The 18,722-nt window shown below is 62.8% G+C and carries 20 protein-coding genes; 2 read left to right on the top strand and 18 right to left on the bottom strand.

What is annotated here, in order from left to right:
• Positions 1-41 precede the first annotated feature (41 nt).
• The 13 genes from lpxB to LB568_RS08550 form a co-directional block, all read right to left on the bottom strand.
• Entirely contained in the window at positions 42-1,226 is a 1,185-nt protein-coding gene (gene lpxB, locus LB568_RS08610; protein WP_224729857.1) for a lipid-A-disaccharide synthase, read from the bottom strand.
• Entirely contained in the window at positions 1,216-2,118 is a 903-nt protein-coding gene (locus tag LB568_RS08605) for an LpxI family protein (RefSeq protein WP_224729856.1), read from the bottom strand. Before LB568_RS08605 ends, lpxB begins: the two co-directional genes overlap by 11 nt.
• Positions 2,105-2,938 (bottom strand): acyl-ACP--UDP-N-acetylglucosamine O-acyltransferase, encoded by an 834-nt coding sequence (gene lpxA / locus LB568_RS08600; protein WP_224729855.1) that lies wholly within the window; start codon positions 2,936-2,938, stop codon positions 2,105-2,107. Before lpxA ends, LB568_RS08605 begins: the two co-directional genes overlap by 14 nt.
• A gap of 13 nt (positions 2,939-2,951) precedes the next feature.
• Complete coding sequence (fabZ, locus tag LB568_RS08595; protein WP_013895372.1) at positions 2,952-3,419, bottom strand: 3-hydroxyacyl-ACP dehydratase FabZ; 468 nt, start codon at positions 3,417-3,419, stop codon at positions 2,952-2,954.
• On the bottom strand, positions 3,412-4,467 hold the full coding sequence (gene lpxD, locus LB568_RS08590; RefSeq protein WP_013895371.1) for a UDP-3-O-(3-hydroxymyristoyl)glucosamine N-acyltransferase: 1,056 nt from the start codon (positions 4,465-4,467) through the stop codon (positions 3,412-3,414). Before lpxD ends, fabZ begins: the two co-directional genes overlap by 8 nt.
• A 75-nt stretch (positions 4,468-4,542) precedes the next feature.
• Positions 4,543-6,915: an outer membrane protein assembly factor BamA gene (gene bamA / locus LB568_RS08585; RefSeq protein WP_224729854.1), complete on the bottom strand. Its 2,373-nt coding sequence runs from the start codon at positions 6,913-6,915 to the stop codon at positions 4,543-4,545.
• Between the two features lie 217 nt (positions 6,916-7,132).
• Positions 7,133-8,275: an RIP metalloprotease RseP gene (gene rseP / locus LB568_RS08580; RefSeq protein ID WP_224729853.1), complete on the bottom strand. Its 1,143-nt coding sequence runs from the start codon at positions 8,273-8,275 to the stop codon at positions 7,133-7,135.
• A 96-nt stretch (positions 8,276-8,371) separates the two neighbouring features.
• The gene (locus tag LB568_RS08575) at positions 8,372-9,187 is read right to left on the bottom strand and encodes a phosphatidate cytidylyltransferase (protein WP_224729852.1); all 816 of its coding nucleotides are present in this window, start codon (positions 9,185-9,187) and stop codon (positions 8,372-8,374) included.
• The gene (locus tag LB568_RS08570; RefSeq protein WP_023764919.1) at positions 9,184-9,918 is read right to left on the bottom strand and encodes an isoprenyl transferase; all 735 of its coding nucleotides are present in this window, start codon (positions 9,916-9,918) and stop codon (positions 9,184-9,186) included. Before LB568_RS08570 ends, LB568_RS08575 begins: the two co-directional genes overlap by 4 nt.
• A 31-nt stretch (positions 9,919-9,949) precedes the next feature.
• Complete coding sequence (frr, locus tag LB568_RS08565; RefSeq protein WP_013895366.1) at positions 9,950-10,504, bottom strand: ribosome recycling factor; 555 nt, start codon at positions 10,502-10,504, stop codon at positions 9,950-9,952.
• Between the two features lie 98 nt (positions 10,505-10,602).
• Positions 10,603-11,325, bottom strand: coding sequence for a UMP kinase (pyrH, locus tag LB568_RS08560; RefSeq protein ID WP_013895365.1), 723 nt, complete (start codon positions 11,323-11,325; stop codon positions 10,603-10,605).
• A 153-nt stretch (positions 11,326-11,478) separates the two neighbouring features.
• Positions 11,479-12,588, bottom strand: coding sequence for an aldo/keto reductase (locus LB568_RS08555; protein ID WP_224729851.1), 1,110 nt, complete (start codon positions 12,586-12,588; stop codon positions 11,479-11,481).
• A 46-nt stretch (positions 12,589-12,634) separates the two neighbouring features.
• Positions 12,635-13,162: a nuclear transport factor 2 family protein gene (locus LB568_RS08550; RefSeq protein ID WP_140569486.1), complete on the bottom strand. Its 528-nt coding sequence runs from the start codon at positions 13,160-13,162 to the stop codon at positions 12,635-12,637.
• A gap of 116 nt (positions 13,163-13,278) precedes the next feature.
• Between LB568_RS08550 and LB568_RS08545 the strand changes: the two genes are divergently transcribed.
• A complete protein-coding gene (locus LB568_RS08545; RefSeq protein WP_013895362.1) occupies positions 13,279-14,205 on the top strand; it encodes a LysR family transcriptional regulator in 927 nt (308 codons plus the stop codon).
• A 107-nt stretch (positions 14,206-14,312) separates the two neighbouring features.
• Here LB568_RS08545 and tsf read toward each other — a convergent pair whose 3' ends face one another.
• The 5 genes from tsf to LB568_RS08520 form a co-directional block, all read right to left on the bottom strand.
• Entirely contained in the window at positions 14,313-15,233 is a 921-nt protein-coding gene (tsf, locus tag LB568_RS08540) for a translation elongation factor Ts (RefSeq protein ID WP_013895361.1), read from the bottom strand.
• Between the two features lie 109 nt (positions 15,234-15,342).
• A complete protein-coding gene (rpsB, locus tag LB568_RS08535) occupies positions 15,343-16,125 on the bottom strand; it encodes a 30S ribosomal protein S2 (RefSeq protein WP_224729850.1) in 783 nt (260 codons plus the stop codon).
• 176 nt (positions 16,126-16,301) lie between these two features.
• Entirely contained in the window at positions 16,302-16,913 is a 612-nt protein-coding gene (locus tag LB568_RS08530; RefSeq protein WP_013895359.1) for a LysE family translocator, read from the bottom strand.
• Positions 16,910-17,188 carry a DUF4031 domain-containing protein gene (locus LB568_RS08525; protein ID WP_013895358.1) on the bottom strand — a complete coding sequence of 93 codons (279 nt, stop codon included), beginning with the start codon at positions 17,186-17,188 and terminating at the stop codon, positions 16,910-16,912. Before LB568_RS08525 ends, LB568_RS08530 begins: the two co-directional genes overlap by 4 nt.
• 96 nt (positions 17,189-17,284) lie before the next feature.
• A complete protein-coding gene (locus LB568_RS08520) occupies positions 17,285-18,115 on the bottom strand; it encodes a cell envelope integrity EipB family protein (protein WP_013895357.1) in 831 nt (276 codons plus the stop codon).
• Between the two features lie 139 nt (positions 18,116-18,254).
• Between LB568_RS08520 and LB568_RS08515 the strand changes: the two genes are divergently transcribed.
• Positions 18,255-18,719: a RidA family protein gene (locus LB568_RS08515; RefSeq protein ID WP_224729849.1), complete on the top strand. Its 465-nt coding sequence runs from the start codon at positions 18,255-18,257 to the stop codon at positions 18,717-18,719.
• Positions 18,720-18,722 lie beyond the last annotated feature (3 nt).

Here is an 18,722-nt window from a genome sequence, read left to right as displayed (position 1 = left end):
GGGAATAGGGAATAGGCAGTAGGGAATAAGAGGCCTACTGCCTACTGCCTACTGCCTACTGCCTTCTTTATGCACCCCATCACCACCTCCGCTGCGATCTCGCCTGAAGGCCTGTCCGTGGCCATGCGCCTGACAACTTCAGCAAAGCCGTCCTTTTGCCAGCTACGGTAGGCGGTGTCCGAAAACAGCGCTTCCAGCTGCCGCGCCAGATAGCGTGGCCGCACATACTGGTTGTAGTGCTCCGGCACGATCGCCTGGTCGGCGATGAGATTGGGCAAGGCGGCACTCCACACCCTGACCAGGCCCTGGACCATGCGCATCACCGGATCGAGCCGGTAACACGAGATCGTCGGCACGCCCGACAACGCCAGTTCCAGCGACACCGTTCCAGACGCGATCAGCGCGGCATCGGCCTTGCCGAAGGCCTGCCATTTGCGCTCGGGATCGAGAATGATTTCCGGCTCCTGGTCCCAGCGCGCCACCGAGGCCCTGACCAGGTCGGCGACATGCGGCACTGTCGGCAACAGCAGACGCAGTTGATGTCCGCGCTGCCGCAGGATCGAGACCGTCTCGCCGAACGGTTCGATCAGCCGGCTCACCTCACCGCGCCGCGAACCGGGCAAGACGAGCAGCGTCTTGATGCGATCTCCCGAGAGGTCGCGCGGCTGGATCTGCGCCCTCGCAGCGCTGAGTACGCCCGGATCATGCGCAAGGCGATGTCCGACATAGGTGCCGGGCGGGCCGCCGAGGCGGCTGAGCTCCTTCACCTCGAACGGCAGGATGCACAACATGTGGTCGACATAGGGCTTCATCGCCGGCGCCCTGCCCGGCCGCCACGCCCAGACGCTTGGGCAGACATAATGGACGATCGGGATCGACGGATCGGCGGCGCGGACCTTTCTGGCGACGCGCAGCGAGAAATCAGGGCTGTCGATGGTGATCAGGCAATCGGGGGTTTCAGCAGCGACCGCGCCCGCCGTCTGGCTGATCCGCCGCATCAGGCGCGGCAGGTCACGCAGAATGGCGCTGAGCCCCATCAGCGCGATCTCCGCCCCGTCGAACAACGGCACCAGCCCAAGCGCCTGCAGATGCCGTCCGCCAATGCCGACCAGCCGTACCTCGCGTCCGGTCATGCGTTTCAACGCCTGCACGATGTCGGCGCCCAACAAGTCGCCGGACTCTTCGCCGGCGACGATGGCGATCTTTAGCGGCTTCTCAGCTGCCATGGCCAGGCTCCGCGGCCGGCAGGCCGAACACGAACAGCCCAAGCGCATTGGCGCGCGCGAGAACGACGGGACCTTCGAGGATCAGCGAATGGCCGGCTTCGACGGCAATGCCGGCAAGACCGGCTGCGTGTGCCGCCTCGACCGTCCGGGGGCCAATGGATGGCAGGTCGGCACGCAACTCCTGGCCGGGCTTGGCGCATTTGACCAGGACACCGCGGGTCTTGCCGGCAAGCCTGCCATGGCCGCGCAGCTGCTGCGTCCGCTCGAGCAGTCCATGGGTACCCTCGACGCCTTCCAAGGCAATAGCGCGGCCACCGATGGCAATAGCCGCCTGACCAATGTCGAGCGCGCCGATGGCCTTTGCCGCCGCGCGTGCCGCCTCGATATCGCGCCAGTCGGACTTTCTCGGCACCGCCTTGGTCAGCGGCCCTTCGGCCGCGACAAGCCGGGGCACGACCTCATGCGCGCCGACGACCTTAACGCCGCGCGCCTCCAGGCCGCGGGTCAATATCTTCAACAGCCCGTCATCGCCGCGCGCAAGCGCCATGGCGACCGAGGGTATCAGCGCCAGCAAGCCAAGGCTCGGGCGCATGTCGACCAGCCGCGGCCTGCGCCTGATCTCGCCGGCAAGGACCAGATGGGTGATCCGCCGGCGCCTCAGCAACGCAGCCAGCGAGCCGATGTCTTCCAGCGCGAGGCTTTCATGCTCGTAGATTGTGAGGTCGGACTGACGGTCGGCCTGACCATCGACCAGGATGATGATGGGCGGATGTCCGGCCTCCGCCAGGCCGGCCGCCACTTCGACCGGAAGGCTGCCGCCGCCGGCGATGATGCCGACCTTGGCATCAGGCGGGAGATCGAGAGCAGTTCCCGCCGTCTCAGTCTTCATCATCGGTGTCGTCGCCATCGCCGCCCTTGAGCGACGGCACAGCATAGTGCCGCTTGCCGCGACTGGTGATGAAATCGATGATCTTCATGGCGGTCGGCGAAGCGGCGAACTCGGCCTTGGCCAATTCGATGTTCTCGCCGACGGTGCGGGAGCGATCGAAGATCGTCCTGTAAGCTCTACGCAGCAGATAGATTTCGGAACGCGGCAGGCCGGCACGCTTGAGGCCGATGATGTTCAAGCCGCGCAAGCTGGCGCGGTTGCCGACGGCAATGGCATAGGGAATGACGTCACCGACGAAAGCCGAGCACCCGCCAAGAAAGGCGTTGTCGCCGACACGCACGAATTGATGCACGGCGCTGAGGCCGCCAATATAGACGTTGTCGCCGATCTCGCAGTGTCCGCCCAGCGTGGCGCCATTGGCGAAGGTGGCGTTTTTGCCGACAACGCAATCATGGGCGATGTGAGCGTAAGCGAGGAAATTGCCGTTGTCGCCGACCGTCGTTTCGCCCCGGCTGGTGTCGGTTCCGACATGCATGGTCACGCCTTCGCGGATGGTGCAGTTGGCGCCGATGACCAGGGTGGTGCGGCCGCCCTTGTGCTTGGTGTTCTGCGGCGGCGCGCCCAGTATCGCCATCGGATAGACCTTGGTCGACGCCCCGATAGTGGTCGCGCCCATCACCGAGACATGGCTGACCAGTTCGACACCGTCGCCGATCACGGCATCGGCGCTGACATGGCAGAACGGCCCTATGCGCACACCTTGGCCGATTTGAGCGCCTTCTTCCACGACGGAAGAAGGATGGATTGAAGTCTTGATTTTCATAGGCACTCGATCGTCAGTCGCCGGTGACCATCATGGCTGAAATCTCGGCCTCGGCCGCCTTGGTACCGTCGACCAGGGCTTCGCAGGCGAATTTGAGCAGGTTGCCGCGCTTCTTGATTTTCTTGACATGGATCTTCAACTGGTCGCCGGGGACGACCGGTTTGCGGAATTTGGCATTGTCGATGGTGAGGAAATAGACCAGCGACGGCTTCGATGCTCCAAGGCTGCGGATACAGATGGCGCCGGCCGTCTGCGCCATGGCCTCGACGATCAGCACGCCCGGCATCACCGGCTGGTCGGGGAAATGCCCCTGAAAATGTGGCTCGTTTATGGTCACGTTCTTGATGCCGATGGCGGAGTTGTCGCCATCGATCTCGACGATGCGATCGATCATCAGGAAGGGATAGCGGTGCGGCAGGAGCTTCATCAGCCCCATTATGTCGACCGCTTCCAGCGTCGTCGCCGCCACCATGTCAGCCATTGTCCTTGCCCTGCTTGCGTGCCCTGGCCATCGTGCGCAACATGGCTATCTCTCGCATGGCTTCCGCCATCGGCTGTGCCGGATAACCGCCCCAGATCTCGCCGGCAGGAACATTGCTCATAAATCCACTTCTGGCGGCAAGCTTGGCTCCCGTGCCGATGGTCAGGTGATCCGCCAGCCCGACGCCGCCGCCCATCGTGACATTGTCACCCACGACCACGGAACCGGAAATACCGGAAAGCCCGGCCACTATGCAATTGCGGCCGATGCGGACGTTATGAGCGATCTGTACGAGATTGTCGATCTTGGTACCCTGGCCGATGATCGTATCGGACATGGCGCCGCGATCGACGGTGGAATTGGAGCCGATCTCGACATCGTCCTGGATAACGACCCGCCCGATCTGGGGAACGCGTTCCGGCCCCTTGGCGCCGCCAACGAATCCAAAGCCGTCCTGGCCGATCCTGGCGCCGCCATGGATGATGACCCGATTGCCGATCAGCGCATACTGAATACTGGCGCCCGGCCCGACATAACCGTCACGGCCGATCCGGCAGGACTGTCCAATGACGGCGTTGGGCGCGATGACGGTGCCGCTGCCGATCGAGACGCCCGGCCCGATGACCACGCCGGCCTCGATGATCGCGCCAGCTTCGACATGGGCGGTCGGGTCGATATGAGCGTGCGGGGAGATACCGGTTTCACTGGTCATTGGCCCCGGCGTCGCGGCTGTCGGGAACAGCAATCGTCCAACCAGCGCGAATGCCTGTTGCGGCCGCGGATGGATCAGGACAGCGACGCCGTCCGGCGCCTTGTTGGCGAATTCGGCCGGGCACAGGACCGCCGCGGCCCGCAGCGACGGCATCAGCGCTGAATTACGCTTGCCGTCGACGAAGACGAGCGCATTGGCGCCGCCCTCGCTGGCCGGAGCCAGCGCAGAGATAGAAACGTCGGATTGGCCGGAATCGACAAGCACCGAGCCGGTCAGATTCGCGACTTCGGCCGCCGTATACCGGCGTGATGGCGCGAAGAACACCGGATCGGTCATTCCAGAAGCTATATCCAGCTAGGTCGGAACATTTCTCCCGGATCCAGAAAATCCGGGAGCATCGTTGGCCGCCGATCAGAAGCGGGTCGATATGCCGAAGTTGAATTCCTGCACGTCGTCGGTCGCTTCCTTCCTGACCGGGATCGCATAGTCGATACGGATCGGACCGAAGGGCGAGGCCCACATCAGGCCGATACCGACCGAAGCACGCAATTTCATGTCAAGCGAACTCTGGTTCACGCTAGTATCGATCTTGCTACCGTACAACGTTGCAGCATCCGCAAATACAGCGCCGCGCAGACCGAAGCTCTCCGGAACAACAGGCAACGGGAACTGCGCTTCGGCCGAGGCGTTGAAATAGGTCACACCACCGAGATGGTCACCCGTGGTCGGATCGACCGGGCCGATACCGCCATAGGCAAAGCCACGGATCATGCGGTCAGTGCTCTGGAATTGATCGAATATCCGCAGAGATCCATCGCCGCCATAAGCCTCCACGTGACCCGCACCGCCTGAAATCAATCCGACCAGGTCAAGCTGCTCGGAGAGAGTCTGGTAGACGCTGCCGCGTCCAGTGACCTTCACGAACTTGGCATCGCCACCGAGACCGGCCACTTCGACCGTCGTGTTGGCGTAGATACCCTCATGCGGGTTCTTCATGTCGTCGATGGTGTTGTAGACCAGCCCCAAGCTGACCGACGACTTGATCCAAGGACTCTGAGCGATGCCATCCAGGATCGCCGGTGAAATGTTACAAGTGCCGTCCGGATCACCAGGACTGGTAGGACCGCAACTGTCGTCGACTTTATATTTCTCTTGCGAGATGTTGTAGGCCAGCTGGGTCGTGATGCTGTTGGTGATCGGCAGTCCGAAGCGGATCGTCGCGCCCGTCGTGTCGCTGTCGTAATTGTTGTTGTATTCCCGCGTCGACTTGTAGATGTCGAAGCCGGCGGCGATGCGACGGCCGAGGAAATACGGCTCGGTGAAGGACAGGCTGTAGTCGCGCGAATTCTTGCCGCCGCCCGCCGACACCTTGATGAACTGGCCGCGGCCGAGGAAGTTACGCTCGGTGATCGATCCTTCGACCGACGGACCCGCCGTGTCGCCACCGGTCGAATAGCCGGCGCCGACCGAGAATTCACCCGTCGACTTCTCGACCACGTCGACCACCAGGACGACCTGGTCGGGCTGCGAGCCGGGCACCGTCGAGATATCGACTTTGTCAAAATAATTCAGGTCTTCCAGCCGCTTCTTCGCGCGCTGGACAAGCACCTGGTTGAACGCGTCGCCTTCGCTGACGTCGAATTCGCGGCGAATGACGTAGTCGCGTGTGCGATCGTTGCCACGGATCTCGATGCGCTCGATATAGGCCTTGGTGCCCTGATCGATGGTATAGACCACCGAGATCGTATGGTTCTCGAAATTGCGGTCGCCACGTGGCGTCACCTGCGCGAAGGCGTAGCCGGAACCGGCCACCTTCTCGGTCAGGGCAATGATCGAATCCTCGACGTTCTTTGCGTTGTAGACGTCGCCCTTTTGGGTCTCGACCACCGATTGCAGCGACTTGGCGTCGACTTCCGGGATCGTGCTTTCGACGCTGATATCGCCGAAATTGTACCGCTCGCCTTCCTGGACGGTGATGGTGACGGTATATTTGTTCGTCGCATTGTCGAGTTCGCCGACAGCCGACACGACTTGGAAATCGGCGTAGCCGTGATTGTAATAGAAGCGGCGCAGCAGCTCCTGGTCGGCGCGCAGCTTGTCTTCGTCATAGACGTCATCGCGCAGGATGAACGAAACCCAGGACGAGCGCTTGGTGTTGATCACGTCCGACAGGCGGCGGCTGGAATAGGCGCTGTTGCCGACAAAATTGATCGCGGCGATCTGCGTGCGGTCGCCTTCAGTGATCTTGAAGACCACGTTCACGCGGTTGTCACCGAGATCCATGATCTGGGTGGTCACGCCGGCGTCGTCACGGCCGATACGGCGGTACGCGGCCTTGACCGCCTCGACGTCCGAATCGAGCGTGGCTTGCGAGAACGTGCTGCGCGGCTTCAGCTGAACCGCGGCCTGAAGCGCGTTGTCCTTGAGCTTCTTGTTGCCCTGGAACAGCACCTGGTTGACGACCTTGTATTCGGAAACCTTGACCACCAGGGTCGAGCCGACCTGGTTGATCTGGACATCCGAGAACAGGCCGGTGCCGAACAGCGCCTTGACCGCGCTGTCGATGTCCGAACTGGAGAAGGCCTTGCCCGGCTTGATGGTGATGTAGTTGCGGATGGTTTCGGCGTCGACACGCTGGTTGCCGCTCACTTCCACCCGGCTGACGACAGCGGCTTCAGCCGCCGATGTGGCAACGAATTGCACTGCGAGCGCACCTGGTACGACCAGAGCGGCGGACAGTGCCGCCGCGGACGCGGCGTTCAGAAACTTGGATGCTGCCTTCATCGGGCTTAATAACCTTTTCTCGTAGTCCCCACGGCGAGAAAACCGGACGTGCGGTAATTTCCCCTACCGTATTAACCGGATTTTCCCTACACGCAAGGCTTCTGGTTAATTTGTATTTACTTAACCGAGTTGCGTGGCTTTCGCGTCACTCATATCCCCGTGCATGGTAAACGACGTCTCAACATCGACCATGCCCAGGCCAAATTCCTTCATGATTTCAGCATCCAAACAGATCGTTCCAGAAAACGAAGCCCATGAAGCACAGCACCAGGAGCAGACCGGCCCGATAGGCCATTTCCATCATCCATTCCGACACCGGACGGCGGATGACGGCCTCCACCCCGTAGAACAAGAGATGGCCCCCGTCGAGGGGGGGAATCGGCAAAAGGTTTAGAATGCCTATCCCGACGGACAGCAATGCAACGAGCTGAACCAGCCACTCGAAACCCAGTTTGGCTGCCTTGCCGGCCATGTCGGCGATTTTGACGGGGCCCCCCAGCTGGCACTTGTCCTCGCGCCCGACGGCGAAGCGCTGCATGAACTGGCCGGTGCGCTCGATGACATGGCCGGTTTCCTCGACCGCCGCGGCAACGGCCCCGACCGGGGTGTAGGTGACGAGACGGGGCTGGCCGAGCTCCTTGTTGTTGACGACGCCGATCACCGCGACCCTGACCTTGTTGCCGAGTGCGTCCTGCTGCTCCATTAATTGCGGTGTCGCCGTCACGGTGACTTCCTTGCCACCGCGCAGCATGACGAAGGTGATGGTGTCACCGGCACGGCCCGAAACCAGGCGCTGCACGTCACCGAAGGTCTCGACCTTGCTGCCGTCGACACTGACGAATCGGTCTCCGGGCAGGATGCCGGCCCTGGCTGCCGGACTGTCGGTGGTAACCTGCGCCACCATGGGCTCGGCGACATAACGCCCATAGGTGGTGAACAGCACGGAGAAGACGACGATCGTCAGCAGGAAATTGAACAGCGGCCCGGCCGCCACCGTCGCCGCGCGCTTCCAGATCGCCTGGGTGTGGAAGGCAATCTTGCGTTCCTCGTCGGTCAGCGTTTCGAGCTCTCCAGCCGTAGGTTTGCTGGAGGTGGCGCTCATGTCGCCGACAAATTTGACATAGCCGCCCAGCGGTATGGCGCAGAGCTTCCAGCGCGTGCCATGCCTGTCGTTGAAGCCGATAAGTTCCGGCCCGAAGCCGATCGAGAACGCCCTGACCCCGATGCCGCACCAGCGGCCGACGAGGTAGTGGCCCATTTCGTGGACGAACACCACCACGGTGAGCACGAAGAGAAACGGCACCAGCGTGCCGAGAAAGAGGCCGTCCGTGCTGAAAATCGCGTGAAGAATCTCGTTCAACTCAGGCCCTCAATTCTTCCGCGGTTGCGCCGTGACTGTGACATCAATCCAGGCAAATCCAAGGCATGCCCGCATCGGATCGCGGAACGACACCATTCAAATGGGAAACAGCCCCCGTGCCGGATGATCGGCCCCCGCCGAAATCCAGCCGATGACGTACAGGGCGAGAGCCGCCGCGACAAGCCCGTCGACACGATCCATGACGCCGCCATGGCCCGGAATGAGCACACCCGAATCCTTGCAGTCATGCCGCCGCTTGACCCATGATTCGAAAAGGTCGCCAGCCTGGGCGACAATCGAAAGCGCGAGCGCCACGAGACCGAGCAACGCCAGGTCGCCGGCGCCGGCGATGGCGGCCAGAATGAGACCGGCGACAACGCCGCCAACCGCGCCGCCGAGCGCGCCGCTGCGGGTCTTGCCGGGCGAAATCGACGGCGCCAGTTTGGGGCCGCCGACCGCGCGTCCGACGAAATAGGCAAAAATGTCGGTCGCCCAGACCACCGCGAACAGAAACAGGATGGCGACGAGCCCCGAATGGTCGCCATCACGCAGCAGGGCAAGCGACAAGCCAGACACGCAGGCATAGGCAAGACCGCTCGCGTCCCACTGCCCACTCTTGCTGACCCGGGCGGCAATCGCCGCCACGGCAACCAGCGCCACGACGAGCGGCAGCAGCCAGAATGCGGGAAGGCCGGCAATCAGGGCGACGATGAAAACGGTGGCCAGCGCTTCGGGCAGGAAGCCGAGCCCGCTGGCCGGCACAGGCCGCGACATGCGTGTCCACTCGTAAAAGATCATCGCCGACATCGCCGCGCACAGCAGCCGGAAAGGCAGGCCGCCAAGCCAGGTCAGGCCAAGGGCGACAATGGCCAGCACGACCGCCGAAATGACGCGGAGCTGAAGGTTGCTCATCCCGCGGCCGGTCGCGAAGCGACGTCTGGCGGGCCCAGGCCGCCGAAACGGCGCTCGCGGCCGGCGAATTCGCGCAAGGCCTCGGCGAGGTGCTCGCGGTTGAAGTCCGGCCAATAGCACGGCAGGAAGACGAGTTCGCTGTAGGCGGCCTGCCACAAGAGGAAGTTGGACAGGCGGAGCTCGCCGCTGGTGCGTATGACCAGTTCCGGGTCGGGGATGCCTTGCGTGTCGAGCAAGCCGGCAAAGCTTTCGGCGGTGATTGCCTCGCTGTCGATCTCGCCGCGCGCCACGGCCGAGGCAAGCTTGCGCGCCGTGCGGACGATCTCGTCGCGCCCGCCATAGTTGAAGGCGATGACCAGCGTCAGCGCCTCGTTGTTGGCGGTAAGCGATTCAGCTTCGTCGAGCAGCCCCCTGATGTCGGCCTGCAGCCCTGTCCTGTCGCCGATGATCCTGACCCGCACGCCGCTCTGGTGCAGATCGGCAAGGTCACGGCGGATGAACAGCTTCAACAGTCCCATCAGGTCGCTGACCTCGGACTTCGGCCGCGACCAGTTCTCCGACGAGAAGGCATAGACGGTCAGGAAGGAGATGCCGAGATCGGGAGCCGCCCGCACCGTCTTGCGCAGCGCCTCCACCCCGGCGCGATGACCCGCAAGCCTCGGCATGCCACGCGCCTTGGCCCAGCGTCCATTTCCATCCATGATGATCGCGACGTGCGCGGGCGTTGTCATGATCTCGCTTTCGGATCAGCCCAAGGCCAACCTAAACCTGCATGATTTCAGCTTCCTTGTCGGAAAGCAGATGATCGATGGTGCTGATCGTTTCGTCGGTGAGCTTCTGCACCTGGTCCGAACGCTTGCGATGATCGTCCTCGCTGATATCGCCGTCCTTCTCCGCCTTCTTCAGGAAGTCCATGCCGTCGCGGCGCACGTGGCGCGCGGCGACGCGGGCGTTCTCGGCGTAGCCATGCGAGATCTTGACCAGTTCCTTGCGGCGCTGCTCGTTGAGCTCTGGCAGCGGAATCCTTAGATTGGTGCCGTCGACGATCGGATTGAAGCCCAGATTGGATTCGCGGATCGCGCGGTCGACGGCGCTGACCATCGACTTGTCCCAGACCGACACCGAGATCATGCGCGGCTCCGGCACCGTGACGTTGGCGACCTGGTTGATCGGCATGGTGGTGCCATAGGCCTGAACCTGGATCGCATCGAGCAGATTGCTGGAAGCGCGACCGGTCCGCAGCGAAGCCAGGTCATGCTTGAACGCAGCGATTGCCCCATCCATGCGCCGCTTGAGATCGTCGTACTCACCACTCATCTTAGTCTCCTCGACCCGTCTGCCGCGGGTTCACTGCTTCGGGGGCGTTCGGGCCCGATTGTCGAAACCGGCTTCCCTCTTCGGGATCAGGCCCCGGATCAATCGTCCGCGACGACCGTGCAGCGGCCGCCGCCCCTCAGAATATCGCCGAAACCACCTTTTTCGTGGATCGAATAAACGATTATCGGAATGTTGTTTTCACGCGCAAGTGCAATCGCAGCCGTATCCATGATGGAAAGGCCGCGTTTTATGACTTCACCATGGCTGATGCGCTCGAAACGCGTCGCATCCGGATCCTTTTTCGGATCAGCCGAGTAGACGCCGTCGACCTGCGTGCCCTTGAACAGCGCGTCGGCGCCGATTTCAGCCGCGCGAAGTGCGGCGGCCGAATCGGTCGTGAAGAACGGATTGCCGGTGCCGCCGGCAAAGATCACCACCTTGCCCTGGTTCATGTAGGCGGTCGCCTGGCGTTGCGAAAAGCTTTCGCAGAGCTCGGGCATGGCAATAGCGGACAGCACGACGGCGTCGACGCCGATCTTGTTCAGCGATGTGCGCAGCGCCAGCGAGTTGATGACCGTGGCCAGCATGCCCATGTGGTCGCCGGTGACGCGGTCTCCGCCCTTGGAGGCGACGGCCACGCCGCGAAAGATGTTGCCGCCGCCGATGACGACGCCAACCTCGATGCCCAGCGCGCGGGCTTCGGCGATGTCGGCGGCAATGCGGTCCACGACCGAGACATCGATGCCGAAATGCTGTTCGCCCATCAACGCTTCGCCCGACGCTTTCAACAAAACACGTCGGTAGAGGGGCTTCACCGTCATATGGTCCTCGTCATTTGCATGTGGCGCGCCTGGGCTGGCCACCCTCGCGCAGGCGCCCGAACATTGGCACGATGCCGAGTTCCGATACACGAAGGGGGGCGCGATGTCACGCGGCGCCCAAACGGCAATTTCATGGCCACCCTGCCCGATCGATCAACTGGTGGAGACGCTGGTCGGCAGACCCTCGACGAGCACCGGCGACGCGTATCCGGAAGGCTTGTCGCCGGTCGCGGCACCGCCGGTAACACGCGCCTGTATTTGCGGACCGAAAAAAGAATAGGGAAACGGCGCCGGAGTCCTGCTGACCTCGTCCAGCCGGTCGCGAAGCCTTGCGGGAATCTCGAAATCCAGCGCGCCAAGATTGTCCTGCATCTGGGCAAGCTTCGTCGCGCCGAGGATGACCGCGGCAATCCCCGGCTGCGTCGCCGCCCAGTTGAGCGCGACCTGGGACATGGATCGGCCAAGCTCGGATGCGACCTTCTCGAGTTCGGCGACAATGGCCCAGTTGCGCTCGGTGAACTTCTGAAAACCCGGATGCGTCGAGTTACGGAATCCGTCGAGCCGACCGGCGTTTCCGGCCTGAGCCGGCCGATACTTGCCGCTCAGCAGTCCGCTCGCCAGCGGGCTCCAGACCATGATGCCGGCGCCATGGCGCATGCCGAACGGCACGAATTCGTTCTCGATCGCTCGTTCGGCCAGGGAATATTCCAGCTGTAGCGCCGAGACCGGCTCATATCCGCGCAGTTCGGCGATCGCCTGGGCCCGGCCCGCGTACCAGGCCGGCACATCGGACAGGCCGACATGGCGAATTTTGCCCGCGCGCACGAGATCGTCGAGCGTGCGCATGACCTCTTCGGCCGGCGTCAGCCTATCCCAGACATGCATGAGATAGAGATCGATATAGTCGGTGCCCAACCGCTTCAGCGAAGCATCGACGGCCCGCATGATGTTCTTGCGGCCATTGCCGCCGCCATTCGGATTGCCAGGCTGCATATTCATGGTGAACTTGCTGGCGATCACCGCCATGTCGCGCAAGCCGCGCTCGGCGATGAATTCGCCAAGCCAGGCTTCGGCGGTGCCGCCGGTGTAGAGGTCCGCGGTGTCGAAGAAATTGCCGCCCGCCTCGACATAGGCGTCGAACATCGCCCGCGCGGTGTCCCTGTCGGCTCCCCAACCCCATTCCGTGCCGAAGGTCATCGTGCCCAGCGCCAGCCGGCTGACCCTGAGGCCGCTGTTGCCGAGCGTGTAATAGGTCATGCTCATGATCGTTCTCCAATGCTTGGTAGCTGCTGCGTCACTGGCCCGCAGTTCACTGTCCCGGCGTCGTCTTGACCCAGGGATTGCCGCGCTCATGCGTCATGCGGAACGTGAAGCCGTCGACCTTCCAGCCGGCGGCGGAGCGCGTCAGGTGGTGCTCATAGGTACCCCAGACTTCCCAAAGCGGGTCGCCATTGCCCTCCATCCGGTTCCAGGCATAGCCGTTGGAACGAACGGTCGCCGCATCGGCATCGAGGACGACCTGGTGGTTGGTGCGCAAATGCAGGCTTGTCTTGCTGCCCTTGAGGTTGCCGGCCCAGGCGCCGATCAGGTCGTCGGAAGCGATGTTGGCCGCCGGCTGCCCGGAAAGGCTGCTGAAATCGGCAGTGACCCGATCCGCGAAATAGCTGCGTGCAAGCTTCCAGTCCTGGGCGTCGACGGCGCGGTCGATGGCATCGGCGATGCGGATCACCGCGCGCTCGTCAGCGAACGCCCGCCAGTCGGATGGTTCCGCCCCGCCGGCATCGACCGGCGCCAAAGCCAAGCCTGCAGCGAACGTCACATGCTTCAACGCATTCATGTCTCTTCTCCTCGATGCCATCAGCCCATCGCCGACGTGTTGGCGACAATGTGGACCGGCATGCTGACATCGATAAGATTGCATTGTTCGCATAGACTATGCGATATCATGCATTAATGGATCGGGACCTGCTCACCCACCTGCCTGTGATCGTCGCCGTTGCCCGGCGCGGCGGATTCGCGCTTGCCGCTGCCGAACTCGGCATGAGCCCCTCGGCGGTCAGCCATGCCGTGCGCCTCGTCGAAGAGCGGATTGGCCAGCCCCTGTTCGCACGCACGACGCGCAGCGTTTCGCTCACCGAGGCCGGCAAGGCGCTGGTGGAAACGGCGGCCCCTGCCCTGCAGGACATCGCCGAGCGGATGGACCGTATCCGCAGCGTCAAAGGCAGGCCGTCCGGCCTGCTCAGGATCAACGCCTCCAACATCGCGATCCCATTGGCGGTGACGCCAGTCGTCGCAGCGATGGCCGAGCGCTATCCGGAGGTTACGGTCGAGATTTTCGCCGACCAGGGTCTGGTGGATATCGTCGGCGAAGGCTTCGATGCCGGCATCCGGCTTGGCGAGATGATCGCGCAGGACATGGTGGCGGTCCGGCTGACGCCGCCATTCTCCGTCGTCATCGTCGCCTCGCCCGCCTATATCGGGCGGCACGGCCGTCCCGGCAGCGTTGCCGATCTGGCTAATCACAATTGCATTGGCTACCGGCTCGTCCGCTCCGGGGCACTCTATCGCTGGGATCTGGTCGAGGACGGCAAGGACATCGCCATGGAGACGCGGGGCAGCGTTGTCGTGACGGATTCGCTTGCGGCAATCGATCTTGCGCTTGCAGGCGTCGGGCTCGCCTATATGTTCGAGCCACTGGCGCGCGCCGATCTTGCCGCCGGCCGCCTCGTCCAGGTGCTGCCGCAATCGGCGATCGAGGAGCCTGGGCTTTTTCTCTACTTCCCACGCCGGGCCGCGATGGCGCCGAAGCTGAGGGCCTTCATCGATACCGCAAACGAAATCGGCCGGGCGCCCTTGCGGACACCCGGCCGAGTTGCCTGAGTTCGTTGGAGCAATTCCAGGAAAAGTGTGAAGCGGTTTTCCGGGAAAAGCGCGTAGCGCTTTCCCTTGGGAATTGCGTTAAAATAAAGAGTTAGCCCTGGAAGGGCTTATTTCTTGACCGCCGCCGCGACTTCCGCCGCGAAATCGGACTCTTCCCTCTCGATGCCTTCGCCGAGCGCGAAGCGCAGATAGGCCGTGATCTTGGCCGGTGCGCCGATGTCCTTCTCGGCATCCTTGAGCGCCTTCTCGACGGTGATGTCGGGATTGAGCACGAAGGCCTGCTTCAGGAGCACGACTTCCTCATAGAACTTGCGCATCCGGCCCTCGACCATCTTCTCGATGATCGCTTCCGGCTTGCCGGACTGGCGTGCCTGGTCGGAGAAGATCGCCTTCTCGCGCTCGACCGCTGCCGGATCGATCTGCTCCGCTGTCAGCGCCATCGGGTTGGTGGCGGCGACATGCATGGCGACCTGGCGGCCAAAGGCGTTGGCGGCATGCTCGTTGCCCGTGGTCTCGATCGCGACCAACACGCCGAGCTTGCCCAGGCCGTCGGCGACGGCGTTGTGGACGTAGGTCGCAACCGCGCCATGCGGAACGGTGAGCTTGGCCGAGCGGCGGAAGCCCAAATTCTCGCCAATGGTGCCGACAGCGTCCTTGATGGTGTCGGTGACCGACTTGTCCGAGCCCGGATACTTCGCGGCAGCCACGGCTTCCGTCATGCCGTAGGCGAGCGCGACCTTGGCGACATTGGCGACGATTTCCTGGAACGCGGCGTTGCGGGCGACGAAGTCGGTCTCGGAGTTGACCTCGACAATGGCAGCCTCGCGTACGCCGCTGTCAACGCCGATCAGGCCTTCGGCCGCGGTACGGCCAGCCTTCTTGTCGGCCTTCGAGATGCCCTTCTTGCGCAGCCAGTCTACGGCCTCTTCCATGTTGCCGTTGGTCTCGGTCAACGCCGCCTTGCAGTCCATCATGCCCGCGCCGGTCAAGTCGCGGAGTTCTTTGACCTGTGCAGCCGAAATGCTCATTGTCGCCTCTTTGTCTAGAATGCACCGACGCACCATCGATAGTCGATGGTGCGTCTGTTTAGCGTGCCAAAATATGAGAAAGATGAAGGCCGTTGCCGGCCTTCGATTATCAAGCCTCGGGGGTTTCCGATGCCGGAGCCGGGTCGAGTGCCGGCTCGACGGGAGCTTCGACCGAAGCGCCGAGGTCGACACCGAGCGCGCCCTGCTGACGGGCGATGCCGTCGATCGCAGCCTTGGCGATCAGGTCGCAATAGAGCTGGATGGCGCGGGCCGCGTCGTCATTGCCGGGGATCGGGAAGTCGATCTTGTCCGGATCGCAGTTCGAATCGATGATGGCGACGACCGGGATGCCGAGACGCTTGGCCTCGAGAATGGCGATCGCTTCCTTGTTGGTGTCGATCACGAACATCAGGTCGGGCGTCGAGCCCATGTCCTTGATGCCGCCGAGTGCCTTGTCGAGCTTTTCGCGCTCACGGTCGAGGTTGAGGCGCTCCTTCTTGGTGAGGCCCTGAGCCTCGCCGGCCAGCATCTCGTCGAGCTTGCGCAGGCGCTGGATCGAGTTCGAGATCGTCTTCCAGTTGGTCAGCATGCCGCCGAGCCAACGCGAGTTGACGTAATACTGGGCCGAACGCTGTGCCGCGTCGGCGACGATGTCCGACGCCTGGCGCTTGGTGCCGACGAACAGCACGCGGCCGCCCTTGGCGACAGTGTCGGAAACCTGCTTCAGAGCCTGGTGCAGCAAAGGCACCGTCTGCGAGAGGTCGATGATGTGGATGTTGTTGCGGGCGCCATAGATGTAGGGCGCCATCTTCGGGTTCCAGCGGTGGGTCTGGTGGCCGAAGTGAATGCCAGCTTCCAAAAGCTGGCGCATGCTGAAATCAGGCAGTGCCATTCTCATTTCCTTTCCGGTTAGCCTCCACGGACACAGGCATTTTTGGACGAAGTCCTCGAACGCCACCGGAGGTTTCAGCCGGATTTCTCCCGGGCAGACACCAAAGTCCGTGTGTGGAATGAGCGCGCATATAGAGGGGATGCGCGACAAACGCAAGCGATGAGGCGCTTCACCGCTCAGCGTGCGGCAATCAGCGCTCCGGTGCCGATCATGGCGCTGCCGGCAAACCTGTTCATTAGCCGCATGCGCTTCGGCGTCCTGAACCAGCCTGAGGCCCTGCCCGCCAGCGCGGCATAGAGCCCCATGGTCAGGACGTTCACGCTGATCACGACCGCAACCACCAGCAAGCCATCGGTGAAGGTCATGGTGTCGAGATTGAGGATCAGCGGCATGATCGAGGCATGGAACAGGATAGCCTTCGGATTCCCCAGCGCTATGGACGCGCCAAGGAGGAAGGACCGGGACAATCTCGCCTCGGCCATCTGCGCCTTGTTTGATTGCGTCGCCGAGGCCCGCCACATCCTTACGCCGAGAAAGATCAGATAGGCGGCGCCTGCATATTTCAGCAGGAGAAAGATCCATTCGAAGGTCTGGGCGAGCGCCACCAGCCCGAGCAGCGCCAGAGTGACCAGCACGGCATCACCGGCCGCGACTCCGACGCCAGCTATGAAGGCGCGAAGAAACCCACGCGAGACGCCATTGGTGATGACCGCGAACATCGCTGGTCCGGGTGTTGCGGCGGCAAGGGTGACGGCGGCGCAGTACGCGAAAAAAGCCGTTGGTGTCATCGCCTGGCCTTTCCGTTGGGCACCCGCACGCGCCGGAAGATGGCGACGATCTGCTCGCGGCTGCATTCGATGGCGCCAAGCCGCACCGCGCGGTCGCGCTCGAAGCCGGTTATGTCATAATGCGGCGCCGATGTCTTGGGCGGTCCCTGGTAGGACGAGCGCTTGACGCCGAGTTCGGCGGCAAAGCGATGCAACTCGTCGGTATCGTCGGCCAGGAGATGGCACCAGAGATGGCCCGCCCACTTCCAGATCGCCGCGTCGACGTAGACCGCCATCAAGCCCGCCGTGGCCCGCTCAATTGCACATTCCCGCTATTTCGATACCGCGCCAGCTATTTCGATACCGCGCCAGTTATTTCGATCCTGGGCCAATTATTTCGATACCGGGCAAGGCTTTGTCTGGTCGAACAGCGAAAGATTGACCAGCTTGCCGGTCATCGAGAAGTCGCCATAGTCCATGGTGAGATCGCGGGTGATGCCGTTCTCATGCAGCTTGAAGCTGATCCGATATTCCGGCACTTCTTCGCCGTTCTGGGCGCTGTCGTCGAAATAGGCGATGTCGACCGGCCAGTATTTGTCGGTGGCAAGCTTCGCCAGCGCCGGCGCTTCCGGGTCGGCCTTCTCCCCATCGGTCTTCTTGCCGACGACGACGGTGGTCGCCATCACCTTGTTGGCGTCTTCGGAACCGTCGAACAGGTTTGTCTGGTAGAAGTTCTCGCCCTTCTCGGCCTTGCCGATCAGTTCGACCAGATGTTGGGTCGGGAACTGGGTGGCGGCGAGTTCGAGGCTGTTCTTCTCGGGCTTGTCGATATCGACCTTGAGCCCCTTCGCGTCTTTCGTGGCAATGCCCTTGACCTCCTTGTCGAGGTTCTGGTCGACGAAGGATTTGGTCACGAACGAAAACGTCTTGCCTTCGGCATCCTCGAACGTGGTCGTCTGCTGGTCGGTGACTCTTGTATTGTCATTGGTGACGATCTGGGTGACGAAACGGAACTTCACGGTATAGCCCTCGCAGGCGGAGCCGTTGAACTCGTAGACCATACGGCCCGATATGCCGGTTATGCCGGAGCGGTCGGACGCCTTGTTGAGGGTGAGGTCGTACACGGCGCGATGCGCCTGCAGCGCCGGCACAGCGAAAGCGGGCCCTATCGAGAAGACCGCAGACAACAGGACGGCATGGAATGCGAGGCGCGTTGCGCGCATGTGGTGCTCCGATCGTCGCGGCTGATGGCAGGGCCGCAGGGAAAGATGGTCCAGCTTAAAAAAAGTCATGGCGGAAGCGAGGCAAAAATAGCAATTTCGGCCCGGCCAGCGCGGCGCCTTCCAGCAATAGGGAAAAGCAATGAGTGAAACAATCGAAAAGCGGCTAAGCGATCTGGGCGTGACGCTTCCTGTCGCTGCCGCGCCTGCCGCCAACTACGTGCCTTACTGCAGGACCGGCAACCTGCTGTTCACCGCCGGGCAATTGCCGCTCAAGGACGGCAAGCTGCAGGCCGTCGGCCTGCTCGGCCGCGATGTCGACACGGCAAGCGGCAAGGACGCTGCGAAATACTGCGCCATCAACATTCTGGCACAGGCCAAGGCAGCGCTGGGCGATCTCGAGAAAATCCGCCGCCTGGTGAAGATCACCGTCTTCGTCGCCTCCGCCGCCGACTTCGTCGAGCAGCACCTGGTTGCCAATGGCGCCTCCGATTTCCTGGTCGCCGCTCTTGGCGAGCGCGGCAAGCATGCCCGCTCCGCCGTCGGCACCGCCTCCCTGCCGCTTAATGCCGCAGTGGAAATCGAAGCGATCTTCGAAGTCGAATGAGCG

The sequence above is a fragment of the Mesorhizobium sp. B263B2A genome, assembly GCF_020165775.1.
GTDB lineage: Bacteria > Pseudomonadota > Alphaproteobacteria > Rhizobiales > Rhizobiaceae > Mesorhizobium > Mesorhizobium opportunistum.
This window is presented reverse-complemented; position numbering and strand designations above follow the sequence as displayed.